At 36.5% G+C, this 19090-nt stretch carries 15 protein-coding genes; 7 read left to right on the top strand and 8 right to left on the bottom strand.

All coding sequences use genetic code 11. The features are described from left to right. Positions 1-101: 101 nt before the first annotated feature. Positions 102-1949, bottom strand: coding sequence for an asparagine synthase (glutamine-hydrolyzing) (asnB, locus tag MHI57_RS23740; protein WP_340978693.1), 1848 nt, complete (start codon positions 1947-1949; stop codon positions 102-104). A gap of 211 nt (positions 1950-2160) precedes the next feature. Between asnB and MHI57_RS23735 the strand changes: the two genes are divergently transcribed. After that, a complete protein-coding gene (locus tag MHI57_RS23735; protein ID WP_095369844.1) occupies positions 2161-2730 on the top strand; it encodes a DUF2777 domain-containing protein in 570 nt (189 codons plus the stop codon). Positions 2731-2810: 80 nt separating this feature from the next. On the opposite strand, the gene MHI57_RS23730 is transcribed toward MHI57_RS23735, so the two are convergent. The 5 genes from MHI57_RS23730 to MHI57_RS23710 form a co-directional block, all read right to left on the bottom strand. Beyond that, a complete protein-coding gene (locus MHI57_RS23730; RefSeq protein WP_340978425.1) occupies positions 2811-4541 on the bottom strand; it encodes a putative bifunctional diguanylate cyclase/phosphodiesterase in 1731 nt (576 codons plus the stop codon). Between the two features lie 505 nt (positions 4542-5046). Beyond that, positions 5047-5397, bottom strand: coding sequence for a YisL family protein (locus MHI57_RS23725; protein ID WP_322909152.1), 351 nt, complete (start codon positions 5395-5397; stop codon positions 5047-5049). A 114-nt stretch (positions 5398-5511) separates the two neighbouring features. Then, the gene (locus tag MHI57_RS23720) at positions 5512-6408 is read right to left on the bottom strand and encodes a fumarylacetoacetate hydrolase family protein (RefSeq protein WP_233435271.1); all 897 of its coding nucleotides are present in this window, start codon (positions 6406-6408) and stop codon (positions 5512-5514) included. 78 nt (positions 6409-6486) lie between these two features. Beyond that, positions 6487-7659, bottom strand: a complete 1173-nt coding sequence (locus tag MHI57_RS23715; RefSeq protein ID WP_328198728.1) for a DUF418 domain-containing protein — start codon at positions 7657-7659, stop codon at positions 6487-6489. Positions 7660-8048: 389 nt separating this feature from the next. Beyond that, positions 8049-9641 (bottom strand): long-chain-fatty-acid--CoA ligase, encoded by a 1593-nt coding sequence (locus MHI57_RS23710; protein WP_340978421.1) that lies wholly within the window; start codon positions 9639-9641, stop codon positions 8049-8051. A gap of 200 nt (positions 9642-9841) precedes the next feature. Between MHI57_RS23710 and MHI57_RS23705 the strand changes: the two genes are divergently transcribed. From MHI57_RS23705 to MHI57_RS23680, 6 genes are read left to right on the top strand one after another with little or no spacing between them, the layout of a single operon-like run. Further along, positions 9842-10063 (top strand): spore germination protein, encoded by a 222-nt coding sequence (locus MHI57_RS23705; protein WP_095369849.1) that lies wholly within the window; start codon positions 9842-9844, stop codon positions 10061-10063. A gap of 17 nt (positions 10064-10080) precedes the next feature. Then, positions 10081-10314, top strand: a complete 234-nt coding sequence (locus MHI57_RS23700) for a spore germination protein GerPB (RefSeq protein WP_095369850.1) — start codon at positions 10081-10083, stop codon at positions 10312-10314. 27 nt (positions 10315-10341) lie between these two features. Then, on the top strand, positions 10342-10947 hold the full coding sequence (gerPC, locus tag MHI57_RS23695; protein WP_322909149.1) for a spore germination protein GerPC: 606 nt from the start codon (positions 10342-10344) through the stop codon (positions 10945-10947). Further along, the gene (locus MHI57_RS23690) at positions 10944-11120 is read left to right on the top strand and encodes a spore gernimation protein GerPD (RefSeq protein ID WP_095369852.1); all 177 of its coding nucleotides are present in this window, start codon (positions 10944-10946) and stop codon (positions 11118-11120) included. Before gerPC ends, MHI57_RS23690 begins: the two co-directional genes overlap by 4 nt. Before the next feature lie 4 nt (positions 11121-11124). Further along, positions 11125-11499 carry a spore germination protein GerPE gene (locus MHI57_RS23685; RefSeq protein WP_340978415.1) on the top strand — a complete coding sequence of 125 codons (375 nt, stop codon included), beginning with the start codon at positions 11125-11127 and terminating at the stop codon, positions 11497-11499. 12 nt (positions 11500-11511) lie between these two features. Next, the gene (locus MHI57_RS23680; RefSeq protein WP_095369854.1) at positions 11512-11730 is read left to right on the top strand and encodes a spore germination protein; all 219 of its coding nucleotides are present in this window, start codon (positions 11512-11514) and stop codon (positions 11728-11730) included. 33 nt (positions 11731-11763) lie between these two features. Here the strand turns inward: MHI57_RS23680 and addA are convergent, their stop codons facing one another. Together addA and addB are read right to left on the bottom strand one after the other, a co-directional pair. After that, the gene (gene addA, locus MHI57_RS23675) at positions 11764-15501 is read right to left on the bottom strand and encodes a helicase-exonuclease AddAB subunit AddA (RefSeq protein WP_340978413.1); all 3738 of its coding nucleotides are present in this window, start codon (positions 15499-15501) and stop codon (positions 11764-11766) included. Next, positions 15494-18988, bottom strand: a complete 3495-nt coding sequence (gene addB, locus MHI57_RS23670; RefSeq protein ID WP_340978411.1) for a helicase-exonuclease AddAB subunit AddB — start codon at positions 18986-18988, stop codon at positions 15494-15496. The genes addA and addB overlap by 8 nt, the downstream gene beginning before the upstream one ends. Between the last annotated feature and the right edge of the window lie 102 nt (positions 18989-19090).

Here is a 19090-nt window from a genome sequence, read left to right as displayed (position 1 = left end):
TTTCTTTTATATCGTACTAATTAATTGGAGTGAGATTTCTATTTTTATCGTAGAAAAAAAGAGGTGCTCCCATAATAATTAAAAAGGGAACACCTCTTTTTTTAATCAACAATATTAATATTATAATCTTTAAACCAATAATGGATTTGTGCTAAGTGAGCGAGAAGCTGCGGTCCAGTCATTAATTGTCCAAACCATGGAACTTGAAAAGCAGAGCCTTCAGTTGCTACGATTTCTCGTAAATTCTTTTCATCGAATAATTCAAAAAGAACGGAGGATGATTCTTCTAATACGTCGTTCAACATTTTTGTCACAATGCTAATATAAGCAGGGTTATGTGTTTTCGGATAAGGACTTTTTTTACGATATAATACCTCGTTTGGTAATACCCCTTCCAACGCCTTTCTTAGTATTCCTTTTTCTCGATTACCATGCATTTTCATATCCCATGGAATATTCCATACATATTCTACTAGGCGATGATCTGCGAAAGGAACACGAACTTCTAAACTAGCTCCCATACTCATTCTATCTTTACGATCTAATAACGTTGTCATAAAGCTAAGCATGTTTATATAGAATAATTGCCGTCTTCTTGCTTCTTCCGGTGTTTCTCCTTCTAAAAGTGGGGTTTCAGCAATCGCTTGATTAAATTTATCCATACTGTAATCTTTTAAGTTTAATTTCTTTCTCCAATCTTCTTTCAGGAGGCGCTGTCTTTCATCGATTGATCGCATCCAAGGGTATCCAGTTCGACTGAGATCATCCGAACGATGAAACCATGGATAGCCTCCAAAAATCTCATCCGCACATTCTCCCGACAAACTAACCACATGCTCTTTTTTAATTTCACGACAGAACCAAAGTAGAGAAGAATCGATATCTGCCATACCTGGTAAATCTCTTACATGAACTGCTTCAACTAAATGAGCGGCAAGCTCCTCCTGTGAAATAATGCAATTCTGGTGAATGGTATGGAAAGTGTCTGACATTTTCTTAATATAAAAACCATCCGCATTTGGTTGAAAATCGTTTGCCTTAAAGAATTGATCATTGCCTTCGTAATCAATACTATAGGTTTTTAATGGTGGTTTTCCCTCTTTTTGATATGCTGTGGCTGCAATGGCTGTGATCGCACTTGAATCCAATCCACCAGATAAGAGCGTACATAAAGGAACATCCGATACGAGTTGTCTTGTTACTGCATCTGTAACAAGATTACGTACTTTTTCAGCTGTCTCATCTAAAGAGTCTTCATGTTTTTTGCTTTCCACATTCCAATATCGCCAAATCTTTAACCCTTGTTGTGATAGTGTTAATGCATGAGCTGGTCGTAGCTCTTTCACCCCGCGAAAAACACCTGATCCTGGGGATCTTGAAGGTCCAAGACCGAATACTTCTGCTAATCCCTCTCTATCTACTTCTGTTTTTACTTCTGGATGTGCTAAAATCGCCTTTATTTCTGAACCGAACAGTAACCCCTTTACTGTCTCTCTATAAAAAAGCGGCTTAACCCCTAATCGATCTCTACCAATAAAAAGTTCTTGACCGTTTTCATCCCAAATCGCAAAGGCGAATATCCCATTTAAATATTGAAGGCAATTTTTTCCCCATTCAATGTAAGAAGTTAGTAGCACCTCTGTATCAGAATGACCCTTAAACGAATATCCTTTTATAAGGAGATCTTTTCTTAAATCTTCTGTATTATAAAGTTCGCCATTGTAACAAATTGTATAGCGATTTTGATTCTTATCAATAGTCATTGGTTGCTTTCCGCCAACTGGATCAACAACGACTAATCGCTTATGACCAAACCCGGCTGGCCCAGAAGCAAAAATATTCGTATCATCAGGACCCCTTTTAGATAAAGTATTCGTCATTTTTTCTAGTGTCGGACGTTCATTTTGCATATTTGTATTGAAGTCAACCCAGCCCGTGATTCCACACATGGCTTCTTCACCCTTTCTACGAGCATCATAGATGCAGCAAATATTTAAGCGGATAATTAATGATGTCAAACGAGTGGAATTGCCCGGAACATCATGCATGGATTTATTCTATGCGAGCTAAAATAAATGGTTAATTGTCCTAGATAAAGGTTATAAAACATTAGGAAATTGCCAAAAAATAGAGTGAAAGACTTTTACCTGGAGGTTTATGATGAACAGACAACAACGACTCAATTTAATAGAACAACAATCAAGAGCCTATATGGAGGGGAATGTTGAATTTATTAATAATCAGTGGGTATTTTTTGACCAGGAAACGGATGAAGCATCTTCATTAGAAGAGTATCGCCAACAAGAAATTGAGGTATTTAGACTGAAACGGTGGCGAAAAGGTGTATTATCACTCAATGGCCAAATCCATTGCGGCAGTGATCTGCTCCATTTAAAAGATCAAGATCAGATAAGAATTAAAAAGCATCTCGTTTTCTCATTAGAATCATTATTAGAAGAAGTAAATGACGATGCCTTTGTACAATTCATCACTAGTTTAAACAGCATTGATTTCTCCATTTTTGATTGTATTTACTGCTATAATCAGTTGACATTTTTCGGTGATGAAACAAGAAAAAGCGGTGTTAATTTTATGATTTTTGATAATCAAGAGCATATTTGTAGCGTACAGCATCATTTCTTTTATTATGAAAAAGAGACAGACCGTTTCGAATTTACTTTAAATAGTGGAAAAAGAATGGTCATTGAAAAAATCTCTTCTTCCGGATAAAATGAGCATACAAAAAAAAGAAAAAAAGACTGTAGACACTCACTACAAGCTCGTCTACAGTCTCATTTCCAATGTTATGATCATTGCTGCTGCAACCCTTTTTCAAATTCTTGGTTTACTAATGGCTTTTGAAAAAAATACCCTTGAGCAAAGTGGCAATCCAGTTTCTTCAGCACTTTCATTTGCTCTTCTGTTTCTACACCCTCTGCTAACACTTTTAACTGCAACCCTTTCCCCATCGTAATGATTGCTTTCACAATCGCAGCATCAGATGTATTCATACGTAAATTATGTATAAAAGAACGATCAATCTTCAATGTATCAATTGGCAAATCCTTCAAATAACTTAATGAGGAATATCCTGTACCAAAATCATCAATCGATACTTGAATGCCCATTCTTTGCAACTCTTTCATAACTGCAATACTATGTTTTTTATTTTTCAGCATCGTACTTTCTGTTAATTCTAAAATTAAATACTTTGGTGGAAGGCCCGATTGTTGCAGGGCATCTTTAACAACCTTTAAAAAATGCTTTTGTTGAAATTGACATGCAGCTACATTAACCGATATTTGTAAATGTGTAAAACCTTGATCATGCCATAATTTATTCTGCTTACATGCCTCATTTAATACCCATCGACCAATATCGTTAATGAGTCCTGTTTCCTCTGCTAAAGGTATAAATTGTGCCGGAGAGATATTTCCAATTTTAGGATGGTACCATCTAATCAAAGCTTCACTACCAAAAAGCTCTCCACTTTCTAAACAAACGAGGGGCTGGTAATGAAGTGTGAACTGTTTATTTTTTAATGCTTTTCTTAAATAACCTTCCATCTCGAATCGTTTTAACACTTCTTCATTCATTTCTTCAGAAAAAAAGGTTAATTGATTACCACCTTTCTGTTTGGAAAGATGCATCGCGATATCAGCATTTTTCATCAGTTGCTCGGAATCTATCCCATCATTTGGATATAAACTAATGCCGAAACTTGCTGTGACATGAATCTCTTGCTGTTGAATAATAATGGGACGGTCGATGGTCTCAAGTAAAGTCTGTGTGAGCCTCATTATTTCTTCTGTCTGTAAATTCTCAGGTAATAAGCATAAGAAGCGGTCCCCACCAAAGCTCCCTAAAAAGCTATCGGTTGGTAAGGTCTGATTGACACGATAAGCCAGTTGCTGAATGATCTGATCGCCTATTAAATATCCAACACTTTCGTTAATCATTTTAAAACGATCGATATCAATAGATAGTAAAGCAAAAGATTGCTGATTTTTTTTCGCCCTTTTCATTGACGAGATTAATTGTTCAGTAAATCTATGTTTATTTGGGAGTCCAGTTAAATGATCATAGTACGATAATTCGGTTAATTTATTTTCGATCTTCTTTAGTTCTGTAACATTTTTAGCAATTCCATATATACAACTTACCTTTTCATCTCGAATAACTGGGATGAGTTTAATATCATAAAAGTCTTTCTTACCAAGTTTCCCAATGATATCTGTTTGGAACTGCTGTGTTTCCCCCATTCTTGCACGGTCAAAAAAAGCTTTGATAATCGGAAGTTGGCGATGATCAAATAAACGAGTAAATGGCAGACCAATTAGTTCCTTTGCTGTATAGCCCGAATTTTCCTCTAAAGCTGAATTGACACTTGTAAAACGATCCTCAGCATCAATAGTAAAGATAGATTCTGTGTTATTTTGGAACAAAACATGATAGCACTGCTTTAAATTTTGGCACTCTATCATTAATTGTTTTGTTCGTTTACGATCATTGACAGGTAATTGAATAAACGAATCGACCATCATCGGCTCCTCCTTTGTTACTGAAATAAACGATGGCACCTGATTTTCAAGCTACATTTGTCCATTTTGTCAATTCCTGATAGTATAGCTGCCATTTCGTATCCTCCTGCGAGTGTATGTCCACCTTTCATTCGTCAACGTTTGATACTTTATAATCCAACCTCGATTTAAATTATAAGGACTTTATCTTTGACGATAATAAAAAGGTCTTTCCTCTAACACTCACAATTCTTTTATCGGTTTATTCTCATTTAATTGAATAACCGCCCTCATCTTTTACTTCATGATCAATCATGGAGGTTCTCATCCGTACAATGTTGACCATACCCTTTAATAATAGGGACTGTGTCAGGTAGCGCAACTTCGTTTCATATAGTATTAAATGCCCAAAACAAGAAAGTTAATATAGTACTATCAGACTAAAAATACCATAAAAGGTGATATAATGACACGAAAAAAAGAAAAAAGCTGCTAATTTTAGCAGCTTTCAATAGAGTCTTTTCACCTACATAAATGGTTTGAATCCTAATGGCAAACTTAAGCCTAAATAAAGGACAAGTAAAAAAGCGACAATTAATTGTACCCATAAAATGGTTGTTCTTTTGCCCTTTTTATTACGAATTAAGATCATTTCCCACATAGAGATAATCCATAGGCCAACAAGCGCTTTCAATACATACATAATATCAATATTACTAATTGAGAAAAGCATACCTACACCTGTGGCAATGATTAATAAGTAAAATAATCTTAGAATCATATGTACCACTTTATCTTTGCCATTTTTCTGCAATGATAAGGCAACAAAGAATAGAATAAAGGCAACGATCCATGTTGTTAAATGTGCATGTGTCACATTAGAACCCCCTTAAATTTCTTATTCTCTTATCCTTAGAGAATAATTCGTTTACATCATACCATAATCAAATAGATAAAGCCTAAAGATTACTATCAATCTTTACAATAATGATTAATTAATACTCATTATTGTATTAGATAACTGCCCTACACCTTCAACTGTGATTTCAATATGATCACCTGGCTTTAGAAAACGTGGTGGTTTAAAGCCATTACCAACGCCAGCAGGTGTACCTGTGGCAATAATATCTCCTGGTTCTAGCGTCATCCCTTTTGAAAGGATGTGAATAATCTTCTCGATAGGAAAGATAAATTTTGAAGTATGAGAATCTTGTCTTACTTCTCCATTGACCTTAGTCGTAATACGCAAATCATTAGGATTTGTTAACTCTTCTTTCCCTACAATCCACGGACCTATCGGACATGATTGATCCAAGCTTTTCCCTAAAAAGTATTGCTTATGTTTAGATTGTATATCTCTTGCTGTTATATCATTAATAATCGTATAACCAAACACATAATCTAACGCTTCCGCTTCTTCTATCTCTTTGCCTTTTTTACCGATAATTACTCCTACTTCTCCTTCATAATCTAACATTTCTGTTAGTTGTTGATAATGAGGGATTTCTTCGTCTGGAGCAGCTACTGTTGTAGGTGACTTCGTAAAGACAATCATTTCTTTAGGAATATCTGCTGAACTTCCCATTTCAATTGCATGTTCTGCATAGTTTTTCCCTACACAGAAAACATTCTTTTTCGGCCTTGGAATTGGTGCTTTTAATTGAATGTCTTCTAAGGCTATCAACAGGGTAGATTCACTTTCATCGCTTATTAATTCCTGTATGAATGTGTCGCTCCATTTTTCATGTCCGATGGCATCCACTAAATCTTCTGGCAAAGGTACCCCTTTGTTTTGTGCAGCCTCCTGCAAAGGTAAGACCATTTTTTCTTCTTTCACAAGTACGCCGTAAGCTTGTTTATTATTGTATTCATATGTTATGTACTTCACACTCTACACCCCTTTTTAAATAAGTATAGCGTAAATTAACTGAAATGTTAGCAAATGATTGTGAATAATAGATGACTCTTACTTTTGAATTCTTTTAAATGTAGACGGCTTTTGCCAATAAGTGAACCATCTCCAGCACCATTCAAATGGGCCATATACAAAATATTTCATCCATATTATGCTGAATAGAATTTGACATACGTATAATATAATGGCAATCATTGTTCCTGTCAGCAATGATACATTGCCATACAATCCAAACCCATAACTATAAAATAAACATGTAGCCACAATGGATTGCATTAAATAATTCGTCATAGACAAGCGCCCGATTGTTTGTAAAGGTTTTGTGATTATCCCTATCTTGCTATTAACGAGCACAAGGATGAGTAGGCTATACCCAACCGCTACCAATGGGCCCCCAAAGATATCTTGTATATATTGCATTGCTAAATTAGTACTAATGAAATATGGTAATAGTTTAATAAGGTATCCAGTAGTAAGAAATACAATCATGAGAACAATCGCTGTCATCCGTCTTTGTTCAAGTTTTTCAACCACTTGAAGCTTTCGTAGCCCTGCTCCAATTAAAAACAATGGTAAAATACTAATCATTAAAATGGGCATTGTGGCCAAATTATTATTCATTAACCAGTCATCTATATTCTGACGTACGATTTCTAGCCATGTGCCTGATTGATACACCTGAACAATGTCAGCAACAGATGTCGTCATCATCGCCGAAAGATCTGGTTCTATGAATAACGTAAGAAGTAATATCCCAACTAAGAGTAGATTTGGAATGATATAAATGAGTAGACCAAGTAAGATTAACAGTTTCCCTGACAGTTCTATGAATAAAATAAGAGCAAATCCTGCGATAGCATAAGTAACTAAAATATCTCCATGCCAAATGAATAATGCGTGACATAATCCGATGATAAATAAAAATAGAAATCTTCTTGCGAGTAATAATGGACTATGAACGCCTTTTAACTCTGCCCTTTCTTTTAGAATCATGACACCATAGCCAAATAATAAAGAAAATAACGGATAAAAACTCGCTTGAAAAAATACATCAATAATAGGAAAAACCGTACTATCCCCTGCTTTATCCCAATAATTAAACGGATCTATATGCGTATATGGTGAATGGAAAGATAAAAAATTGACTATTAAAATACCAAATAAAGCGAATCCCCTCATTGCATCGATGGAATGAATTCTTCTGTTTTCGTTAAGCGATTGCATAACTTCCTCCTAAGAAATTGTTTTTACAATTGAACTAAGTCGTTCCTTTTACCTCCTTCTCTTTTTCCCAGTCTATTCCGACTGCCGGTCTTTAATTTGTTAACTGGTCACTTATTTCTATATAGAATCTGATGAGAGAATAAAAGTAGAGCCACCTGAAAACAGTTAACCTATTTCTTCCTTTAATTCCAATATTCATCAACACACTACCTTAATATAGCATATTATCTACTATCAATTTAATCATTTTCTCTTACTATTTTTTTGCAGTTTCTTAACGTACATTACCGAACATGAAAAAAAGCATATCTTTACCTTAAAAGATATGCCCATACTTCTCATTATCAAATAAATCCAAAAAACATGCGCTCTCGCTTCAAACAAATTTTTCAATTAACATATCTACCGTCTTTCCCACTTGTAGCCCAATAATCGTTACGTAAATGAATTTTTTGGATTTTTCCTGAAGCTGTTTTTGGTAGTTCGTTTGTAAATGTTACGCTAGTTATCGCTTTAAAATGAGCCATATTTTCACGAGTAAAAGCAATAATATCTTTTTCGTTCACCCCGTCCATCCCTTCCTTTAAAACAATAAAGGCATGTGGGGTTTCTCCCCATTTCTCATGTGGTACGGCAATAACAGCTGCTTCCAAAATGGCAGGATGTTCGTATAATACACCTTCAATTTCTATTGAAGAAATATTTTCACCACCGGAAATAATAATATCTTTCTTACGATCCACAATGTCTATGTTGCCATATTGATCAACTGTCCCCATATCACCAGTATGTAGCCAGCCATCACGAATCGTTTCTGCCGTTGCTTTTTCATTTTTCCAGTAACCTTTCATTACCCCGTGACTACGCACAACCACTTCGCCAATATCTTTGCTATTACTTGCAACTTCTGCACCATATTCATCCACAACTTTCACTTGAGAACCAATCATTTGATAACCGGCTTTTGCCTTCATTCTATATGTTTCTTTTTCATTCATTTGGATATGAGATCTGATTTGTGATATCGTGCTTAGTGGTGAAGATTCGGTCATCCCATATACCTGGATAAAGTCCCAGCCCATCTCAGCTTCCACTTTAGAAACAAAAGCAGGTGGCGGGGCAGAACCTGCAATCACTACGCGAATAGGATGTGAGAACTTCGTTTGATACTGATCATAGTATTGCATTAAGCTATTCAATACAGTCGGTGCCATATGAACGATAGACACTTTATATTTCTCCATTGCTTGAAAGATGACTTCTGGTGTCGTTTTACGCAGACAAAGTTGTTTTGCCCCATTCGCTGTATAATAAAATGGCGAACCCCAGCCGTTAACATGAAACATCGGCAGTACATGAATAAGTGTATCTTGATCACTCACCCGCAAATGATGCATCGTACTTAATGCATGTAAGTAGTTGTTACGATGAGTAAGCATCACACCTTTTGGGTCTCCTGTTGTTCCACTCGTATATAACAAAGAACATACATCCTCTTCGTCTATTTCTTCTCTACAAAAACTTTCTTCAGGAAAAGATGCTAACCAATTGTCATAACCAATTTCAGTTGTATCACCATCCATATCATGAACAATAATCGTTTCTACTGTTACTAACTGATCTTTAATTGGTTGTATCAATCTATACAGTTCTTGATCAACGAAAAGTACTTTTGATTCACTATGATTTAATATGAAAACGTAATCATTTGGCTGCAGGCGGATATTAAGTGGAACCATAATTGCATTTAATTGATATACACCATAAAACCCTTCAAGCATTTCCACAGTATTTGGCGCTAAATAAGCGACACGGTCTCCCTTTTGTACACCAATGCTTTCTAGCCCATGTGATAATTGATTCACCCTTTTATTCAATTGATTATATGTAAGTGTGAGCGTATCACCATATATTGCTTCTTTATCTCCATATAACCTTACCGCACGATCTAGAAATTCAGTTAATATTAATGGTACCTTCACGGTAAATCACTCCTCGCTAAAATAATTAAAATTTTCTGATTATAATTATTTTAGCATTTCAACAGTCTGACATCTATATTTTTCACCCTTAATCATAAAGTTTCTTCACACTATTACACTAGACACATAGGATAATGATAAATAGATAATTAGGGCATTCGCCCGTTTTCAAAACTTCTGTGTATGCAAAGGGTGTTTATATGCCAGCAATTGTTGGAGCTGTTCAAGTAATTTCTATAGGAAGTAGTTCCGTCTTTAACATTGGTGATATTTATAAGGTAATGCCCCTCTCTAATGCCAAAACGTTTTCTGGAGCCGGTTCTTTTAATACAGGGGATGGATTAGATGTTGTTAACTACAATAGCACAACCAACACATATGATAACGATAGCGTTGACCAAGGTAACTACTTTAATGCATAACTTTAAGGTGATGAGCGATGAATAATTATTATATTCAACAATCTATTTCTATTCAGCTAATTAAAATCGGCGGGGTCTCAAACTCTTCCGTATTTCAAATTGGCAGTGCAGGTATTATTAAACCATCCTCCCACTTGTATAATACGGGAGGGTTTACCGAACCTGCACCAGAATATGAAGAAACGCCAATTGCCCCAGGAACAACAGTAGGGACACCACTCGTTCCCTTAACTGCTCCATCGAAACCATAATAAGATTGGAAAGGCGGCGATTTTAGGATGAGTCAAGATCTTTACACGTATTTTCAACAATTACAAGCTTATGTACAAATGCAAGAACAGCGAATTCAAAAGCTTGAATCTTCAATGAAAAAAATGAAGGAAGAAATGGCACAAAATGATCGTCAGCCTATTCATATCGACCGGATCGAATATAAATTTGACCAGTTAAAAGTAGAGACATTGGAAGGGACATTAAACATTGGCTTAAATCCATCAGATTTGCAAGATATTGATGATTTCTCTGTCGATCAAAAAGAATTACAAACACCTTATTCTCCCAAAAATTTGTTTAAAAGAAATATGGAAATAGAAACGGCACTATTAACTTTTATAGAAGGGGAGCTCCCACAAATTGTTGAAGAAGCAGAAGCAAACTTAAAAATGCCAAAGGATAGCTCCTATGTAGAATTTATTAAAGAGGATATTAAAAAGCAGCTTTCTAGTCGTGTAGACTACTATTTGAAACAGCAGTCTAATCGTAATCTAGACAGCCAGGAAGAGAAAACAAAAGTGATTGAAGCATTAAAAACGGAAATACGAAATGGTGTCTATGCCTTCCTTAGTCATTTACCGGAGAATATGAAGGAGATGAAAAAAGAATGAATTTCCAAGTATATAACCGCGAGTTATGCGTGGGAGATGTGCGGATAATTGGTGTGTCAAGTTCATCCATATTTCTTGTCGGTGATGCGGAAACGATACAGCTTGCCTCTACCTTTGATACACCACCTGAATCACTAATTATCGGTCCCTTTGTACCACTAACACCGGAGTAATTACATGTTTAAAAGAACATCAGTTGTAGACCAGATTAAGGTGGACACATTTGGCTTCTCCTCCATTTTCGAAATCGGCGATACTTCTTATATCCAAGGTTATTCCAAGGCATTGGCACTGCAGCGAGACGCTGAAATCTTTTATGGTAAAGAAGGTAATTACAACGCTTATGACCTCTATAGAGAAGAATTAATTATTCCGAAAATAACTGAAAATATCCAAACTCACTATATTCAACATAAACCCATTATTAAAGTTAAGAATATAGATATTTTAGGCGTTTCATCAAGCTCAGTCCTTCATATTGGCAATACGAAAGATATTAGTATGGAATCTCGTGTGAAACATTTTAGACAATTTGTGAAAAACGAAGAATAAAGGGTGTTTATTATGCCGGCAATTATCGGCCCTGTCCAGATAATCAATGTTTCAGGTGGTATTGTTCAATTCGGCGATTCACTTTATATATCACCAAAAAGTAACTCTAAATCCACTACTGGCTCTGGAACTTTGAACACTGGTGGATTTATAATGACAAACAACGGGCTCAGTGCAAGTAATGTATTAGATGCAAACCTATTGGATCAGCCAACTGTAGGCAACTTATAAGAATACACTAAAAAGAGGGCAACTGCCCTCTTTTTATATTTCCAAAAAATAACCGCCATCAAAGAAATAAAGGTACTTTTGTGCGACTTTCCTTTTTGTTATCTGTTCGACCGCTTTCGTGTATAAATCAATTTGAACTCGGTATCTATCAATTAAAATTGGCGCTGCCTCATCAATTCCGCCTCTAAAACGATCGGTAATGCGATCTGATTTGTAATCCACGATAACAAGGCCCTTATGATCCTCAAACAAACAGTCAATTATTCCTTGTACTAATACCGTATCTTCTGCTTGATCCCAATGGGAGTAAACTTCACTAGCTGGCAAAGCAAGGTTAAACGGTACTTCTCTTTGCAAAGTTATTGCTTTTCTCATACGCTCAGCTAGCTCACTTTCAAGGAAGTCAACAATCAAAGCTGGGTCAATGACCGTAGCTTGCTCAGCTGTTAACAGCTCTTTTCTCACTAGATGTTCTACTTTTTCCGTTATATGCTTTTCATCTGTTGGATCATGTAAGTCTAAGTGTTGCATCACTGTATGCAAGGCCGTTCCTCTTTCAGCAGGTGTAATGGACTTTTCTTGCATGAATAACGGTCGATTTAAAATTGGCTTTTTAAACCCTTTAACTAATTCTTGCCCACTTTCCTCTTGAGAAAAGATTTCTTTTTGCCTTTTTATTTCAGAAACTGACTGTTTCGATCTTGATTTCATTGCTGATTGATAAGGATATGACCATTCCAGACGATGCTTAATCGTTTCATAATAACGAGATTTTTTATCGACTCTTTCTCCCTGCTGTACTTTTTCTAAGAGAAGGTCAGATTCATTTTGATTTTCATCAATAACCGCCTTCGCTTCTTCTTTTGCAACAATTTGAACTTCCCAACTAGATGGATGGTTATGAATTGCTGCTACTACCGGACTCAAACTAGTATCTAAAGTTGCGCTATCTTGATGTCGGATGATAGCAGGTGCGATCCAGTCTAAATAGCTTGTACTTTGAGCACGAGTAAAATCATCAAGTAGCCAGTCTGACTTCCTCGACACCCTTTGCCAATCCTTCAACTTCTTAGCCATATTTTTCGGTGAAGCAATCAAGAAAAGCTTTTCCTTCGCTCTTGTCAAAGCAACATAAAGCACTCGCATTTCTTCAGCAAGCATCTCCATTTTTTTCTTACGTTTGAAGGCAAGCTGCGGTAACGAAGCAAGAGAAATCCGTTTATTTGCATTCACATATTTATATGCTAACCCCAGATCCTTATCTAGCAAGAAAGACTTCTTCAAATCCATCGTATTAAAGTTTCGTGCTAGCCCTGGCATAAAGACAAAAGGAAACTCTAACCCTTTACTTTTATGAATAGTCATGATACGTACTACATCTTCCTGTTCTCCTAAGGCACGGGCAGCCCCTAAATCGTCTCCTCTTTCTCTCATTCTTTCAATAAAGCGCAAAAATCTAAACAATCCTCTAAATGATGTAGCTTCATATTGTCTTGCCCGATCATATAAGGCGCGCAAATTAGCTTGGCGTTGTTTTCCACCAGGCATCCCACCTGCAAAATCATAAAATCGTGTTTCTCTATATAATTGCCAAATCAAATCAGATAAAGCACCTTGTCTGGCTTTTTGTCGCCAATTTTCTAACTGCAATAAAAACGGCTTTAGCTTGTCATAAATGGCAACCTTAGCTCCTGTTTGAACTTCAGAACAAAATTGTTGAACCGCTTCATAATAAGCACCAGTTTGATGAGGAACTCTTATGGTCGCTAATTGATTCTCTGTTAGACCAACAATTGGCGAACGTAATACAGCAGCTAATGGAATATCTTGATATGGATTATCTATCACTTTTAAGAGTGACATCATAATGGAAACTTCGGTAGCATCAAAATAGCCTTGTGAAAGATCAGCATAAACAGGAATACCTTGCTGTTTTAATTCCTCTATCATTTGTGGTGCCCATGTCATTGAACGCAATAAAATCACAACATCTCGATACTTCATCGGTTGCTCTTGCTTAAGCTTTGCATTATACACTTGTTTATGGCTAGCCATTAATTCTCTAATTTTCTTTGCTATGAGTCTTGCTTCTAATTGTGATTGCGCGAGCTCTTCCTCCTCAAACGAATCAGGTTGTTCCGTATGATCTTCATCTTCAAGATCAATCATCGATAACTCAATGGGGTGCTTCACTTCTTCAGGATAAGCAGCTCCAGGAACAAGTTCAGCTGCTTCATCATAAACAATCTCCCCTACATTTTCTCCCATAATTTGCTTAAAGATAAAATTGGTGCCATGTAGGACTTCTTTTCTACTGCGAAAATTCCGCGCCAGATCAATGCGTAAACCAGTTGATTCACCGTCAGTCGTGAACCGATTATATTTGTTTAAAAATAAGTTCGGTTCTGCTAATCGGAAACGATAAATCGATTGTTTTACATCTCCAACCATAAAGAGGTTTCCGTTTAACTCATTATCATTTGTGACTAGTTGAAGAATTGCCTCTTGTACCATATTCGTATCTTGGTATTCATCGACAAGCACTTCTTTAAATTGTTTTTTATAGGCAAGGGCAGCGTCTGTAGGAATGAATTGATTAGATTGATCAACAACCCCAAGAATATCCAAACAATAATGCTCTAAATCAGCGAAGTCTACTAATCCTTTTTCTGTTTTAACTGCTGCAAACCTCTCTGCAAATGCTTTTACTAATTGTGCTAATCCTGCAATATGTGGCTTCATTTCTAACATATCTCTTAGAAAAGATTCTGCTTTCCTGCTAAAAAGCTCTTCTTTCAGTTTCTTCAAGACATCCTTCGCTTGATCTCGCACTTTTTTCGACTCTTCTATTAGTTCTGGCTCAAACTCTTCCCCTTTACAAGCCTTTAAAGTTTTAAATTTATAAGACTGCATTGCCTCATACAATGTCTCCCAAGATTGCTCAGCCGCCTGTATTAAGATATCGACTAGTTGGATATCTGCTACAAAGTTGTCCGCTCTTGGCGCTGGTCCCCCAGGTTGCTTTGTTAACTCAAGTGCGTGGGTTAATAAACTTCTCACACCTTGTAATTGCAGGCGAACATCCGAGAGGAGATAACCGACAAATGGAATATCGCCCATATTTACAGTAGGAGTCACATTGTACATCTCAATCATCTTGTCCAAATAATCATCCATTGACGGATTTGCTCGAGCAAAATCATAGATTTGTCTAATCATATCTTGAAGCGCCACATCACTGCGATCGTTTGTGAACGTATCCACTAAGTGGTAAAATGCTTCGTTATCTTCTTTACCATAAGCTTCTTCAAATAAATCATCTAAAACTTCATCTCGTAATAATTGAGCCTCTGTTTCATCTGCAATTCTAAATCCTGGGTCTATATTGATTAAATAATAATATTTCTTTATTACCTCTAAGCAGAAAGAATGCAACGTTGAGATGGATGCTTTATTGAGCAAAGTTAATTGTTTACGTAAATGATAGGAATGTGGGTCCGCTTGAATTGCCTTCTCTAGCGCTTCTCCTATTCTATGACGCATTTCTGCTGCTGAAGCATTAGTAAATGTGACAACAAGGAGCTCATCGACATTCATGGGATTGTCAGTGTTTAATATTTTGGTAATGATTCTTTCAACTAGTACAGCGGTTTTCCCCGATCCTGCTGCTGCCGCTACGAGAATATCTTGATTTGTCGCATGGATCGCTTTCCATTGATCATCTGTCCAAGTAAGATTCTCAGGCTTTGGTGGAATGATAGATTTAGGCATCCTTTTCTGCCTCCTCTCTTATTCGAGTTAGCACTTCATCTCTCGGTTTTTCATCTAATAATCTAAATGTATTCGTTTCTAATGACTCATCAAATTGACAGATGGATTTAAAAGAACAAAATGTACATGGCGTCCGTTCTTTCAATTTATATGGTGATATCTCCACTTGACCACCAGTCATTTGGTTACCCGTTTTAATATATTTACTTCTCACGAATTGTCGCAAGTAATTAAATTCCGCTTTATCAGCAACCTTGGATCGCTTTGATAGCGACCCATCTTTATTAAAGCCAGCAGAAATAATCGGCGAATCGCCTGTTGTTAAAGACTTGTCCATTAAACGTACGACATTTTCTTCTCCTAATAATAATCCCTTCATTTTGAACTTTTTCAAGATCTCTTTTTCTATCTCGTCTAAACCAAGCATTTTGCTTGAGTTAATCATTGGATTATGAACATGAAAATACAGAACACCCGCTGGATCAGCTTTCATACCGATGAGTTCCTCTGAATGGGCAATGACAATATCCAAATAGGTTAACATTTGTAACGATAATCCGTAATATACCTCGTTAATATTCACGTCTTTCTCACTTGACTTATAATCAATAATGCGTAAATACGATCCTGTCTTCTCACCTTTCGCTTGATCAACACGATCAATGCGTCCCACTAGTTCCATCATACTGCCATTTTTCAATGGAAAAGATAGAGATGGCCAATCACCAGAAGGTCCAAAGCTCATCTCTAAACCGACGGGTGTGAATCCACTGGCTTTTGCATGTTCTCCCATAATAAAGGATGCACGGCTAATGATTTGCTCCAGTTTTCGCTTAATATAGAAGTATCGATTAGAGCTTAGGAGGATTTCATGCTGTAATTTAGGTGCAAGTAGTTCAACGGCTTCTTTTGCAAGTAATTCGCATTGTTCCCTTGTCATATCTGACCATTGCAAGTCCTTATGCATAACCGTTTCGGTTATATATTTTAGGGCGGCATGAAATAATTCACCAATATCAGGTGCTTCTAATCGAAAGACTTGCCGTTCTCTCAAACGCAAACCATATTGGGCATAATGTGAGAACGGACAGCTATGAAAAAGTTCCATTCTTGATACACTTGCACGAATCGTTTCACCATACAATGCTTTACTAATCTCTTCATCTAGTTGTTCTGTCCTATTCTCATAATGTAAACTTGCTAAAACCTTGTTTGTGATATCTTGCCAGCCTGATTTCTGTAAATAAATATTATACGTATCCCACCACATGTCATAAATGGCATAATTGCGTTTCTGTAATTGTAATTGCGATGTTAAAAACGTTAATGCTGTATTAATATGACTGATATAGTCTATTTGTCCTTCTTCATTTAGTTCTGCTGGATCTGACATCAAATACTCTTCTTTTATTTGTACAAATTGATCTTGTATTCTCTTTATAAATGGAGAGGGAATGAGTGCCTTACCTTCTTCGTTTGCCATTGGATAGCTAACAAATAAATAATCTGACGGTGTGACAAATGCCTTATACGCCAAAAACTCTTCATCTAACAATCTCGTTTTCGTTGAAGGAGCTACTTTCATTCCTAGTGACAATAACTGCTCGCGATCATCATCTGCTAATACACCTTCTTCTGGAAACTTTGCTGGTAGAACCCCTTCATTTAAACCAATAATAAAGGCAGCTTTCATATCAGCCACTCGTGACCTTTCCATATCAGCAGCAATTACCTGGTCCATTGCAGGTGGTACAATACTAAATTGTAGTGCTTCAATACCTGCATCTAATATTGTCGCAAAGCGCTCTGTCGTCATCTGCTCACTACCAAGCATTTCTACATATTCATCCAATAGCTCAACAACTGCATTCCATGCTTGGTTATGCTCTCGAGATCTAACAAGCTCTCCTCTTTCTTCCGTCTCTATTTGCAGTTTTTCTATTTTGGCTGGGATATCTGTTTCTTCTAAATATAAATAAAGGGCTTCTGCGTATTCCCTGCCTGTTTCCGCTTTCTTCATTCGCCTTGAAAGTCTCAATAGTGGTGCAGCTACGATATCTCTTAATTGGTTGACTTCTTCTTCTATGTCTCTTTCTGCATCTGTTTGCCCTGTATTTGTCATCTCAAGGCCACGAATTCTCCGATATTTCCAGCGCTCTTTCTTTGTCCATTTACTACCTTGTATGCCATAAGATAAAACATAATTTTCTAACCGGTCCATCTTCTCACGTAATAATGAAGACGAATAGTTAAGTGGAAAAATCATTTCAGTTTTTATCGTACGGAAAACAGGTTCATATCGCCAGTTACTCATTAACACCTCTAAACTGGAACGAATAAATTCGACAACAGGATGATGTAACATGGACTTCTTTCTATCAATAAATAAAGGAATCTCATAATCATTAAACACGGTTGTAATTAAATCATGATATTCATGACCGTTTCTCATAAGTACGGTTATATCTTTATACCTTAACCCTTCATCACGAACAAGGGCACGAACCTTCCGGGCAATCCCCTCAATTTCTGCTCTGCGATTCATTGCATGGGCAATCATGACCCGTGCCTCCCCACTAAATGGGATAGTAGGACGCACTTCAAAATTGGCTTCAAAATGTCTCAATGATTCATGCTTGTTTGTCGGAACTTGAGAAAGTAACTCATATTCGACTTGATGTTTTTGTTGCTTAGCTATCTCTAGAATTGTTTGATATGTCTCACCTGTTTGCCTAAATAAATGGAGGGCATCTGGTGGTTCGTTATCAAACGGCTGATCTAACGTTAGGGCAATTGTCATATTTGGACAATGACGGATAAGTGCTTCAATAACGCGGTATTCCTGTGGTGTAAAACTATGAAAACCGTCGATATAAACTGTTGCCTTTTGCAAATAAACCGATTCATTTGCTTTTTCAGCAAGTAATTGCAAATAGTCTTCCGAGTCTAAGTATTTATCCAATATACCGGCTTCAAACTTCGAATAAATCAATTCTAAATCATGCAGTTTCTCTGCTAACACTTTTTTCTCATGATCATTCTGTTGTAATTGCGCTATTCGCATTTGTAATTCAGTAGGGTTCACACAATAGCGTTTAAACTCTGTTAACATGCTTTCCATCTGCTGGATAAAGCCATTTTTATCAGCTGCATTTTGAAAAATTTTCAGCTCATCCTTCTGTTCCTCAATAATCTTGCGAATGAGCATGTTTGTACCAATACTACTTAAATGATAACGGCTTATTCCACCAGTCTCTTGCAGAACTCGCCATGCTAATCTCGTGATAGAAAAAACTTGTGTTCTAATCATTCCTCCTAAACCTTTAGAACTAGCTAATTTATATTCAGATTGAAACGTCATCTGTTCTGGAACAATATAAATAATTGGTGAGCCTTCAGGATTTTCTTTCATAAGTTGCTTTATCTCACTGACCATCTTCTCGGTTTTTCCTGTCTGAGACCGACCAATTAACATCTTTACTGTCATGTATTTTCACCTTCACTTTCAATGTGAATCGACCTATAGAATCTTTGTTCCTATTTTAGCACATCTCTCACACTTTTCTCCTTTTTGTGTTTAAAGTAAATA

The sequence above is a fragment of the Cytobacillus sp. FSL K6-0129 genome (genome assembly GCF_038007625.1).
In the GTDB taxonomy this organism is placed as follows: domain Bacteria; phylum Bacillota; class Bacilli; order Bacillales; family Cytobacillaceae; genus Cytobacillus; species Cytobacillus kochii.
The sequence above is the reverse complement of the archived record's forward strand: the minus strand, read 5'-3'. Positions and strand labels throughout refer to the sequence as shown.